The 1077-nt window shown below is 71.6% G+C and carries 1 protein-coding gene; it reads right to left on the bottom strand.

The window, feature by feature from the left end; translation table 11 throughout:
- A partial coding sequence (locus E1298_RS47140) for an alkaline phosphatase D family protein (RefSeq protein WP_207945298.1) occupies positions 1-1077 on the bottom strand: 1077 nt, incomplete at both ends.

A 1077-nucleotide genomic window follows, 5' to 3' on the forward strand; every position in this document is an offset into this window, starting at 1 on the left:
AGCTCGGAGCCGACCGTCTTGGAGCCCGGGTCGTCGTAGTTCGCCTTGAGGTCGCTCGCCCAGTGGGCGTGGACGTCGCCGGTGAGGACGACGGCGTTGCGGACCTTGGCGTCCACCCAGCCCTTGGTGATGCGGTCGCGGGAGGCGACGTAGCCGTCCCAGGCGTCCTGCGAGGTCTTCTTGACGGGCCCGGCGTCGCTGTCACGCTGGGCGAAGAAGACCTGCTGGCCGAGGACGTCCCAGCGGGCGGTGGAGCGGCGGAATCCGTCGATCAGCCACTTCTCCTGGCGGGCGCCGGTGATGGAGCGCGCCGGGTTCTCGGCCTCGGGGCACACCTTGTTCCCGTCGCCGCAGGCCTGGTCGTCGCGGAACTGGCGGGTGTCGAGCATGTGGAAGTTGGCGAGCTTTCCCCACTGGACCCGCCGGTAGATCTGGATGTCCGGCCCGCCGGGCAGGGAGCGGCGGCGCAGCGGCATGTTCTCGTAGTACGCCTGGAACGCGGCGGCGCGGCGCTTGCGGAAGTCCGCGGGGTCGGGGGTGTCGGACCCGTTCTCGGGGACGAAGCCGGCCCAGTTGTTCTCGACCTCGTGGTCGTCGAAGACCACGAGCCAGGGCGCGGCGCGGTGCGCGGCCTGGAGGTCGGTGTCGGACTTGTACTGGGCGTGCCGCAGCCGGTAGTTCGCCAGCGTGACGGTCTCGGGGCCCTCGTGGTCGCGGACGTTGCCGCCCGGGATCGTGTAGGCGCCCTTCTTGTACTCGTACTGGTAGTCGCCGAGGTGCAGGATCAGGTCGGGGTGCTCCTCGGCGAGCCGCCGGTAGGCGCCGAAGTAGCCGTGCTCGAACTGCGAGCAGGACACGAAGCCCATCGCCAGGGCGGGGCCGAAGGAGTCGGCGCGGGGGGCGGTGCGGGTCCGTCCGACCGGGGAGACGTGGTTGTCCACGCGGAAGCGGTACCAGTAGTCGCGGCCGTGGCGCAGGCCGTTCAGCTCGATGTGGACGGAGTGCGCGGCCTCGGCGCGGGCGGCGGCGGTGCCGCGCCGCACGATGCGGCGGAACCGCTCGTCGGACGCGACCTCC

Origin of the sequence: Actinomadura rubrisoli (assembly GCF_004349215.1) — a bacterium.
Taxonomy (GTDB): domain Bacteria; phylum Actinomycetota; class Actinomycetes; order Streptosporangiales; family Streptosporangiaceae; genus Spirillospora; species Spirillospora rubrisoli.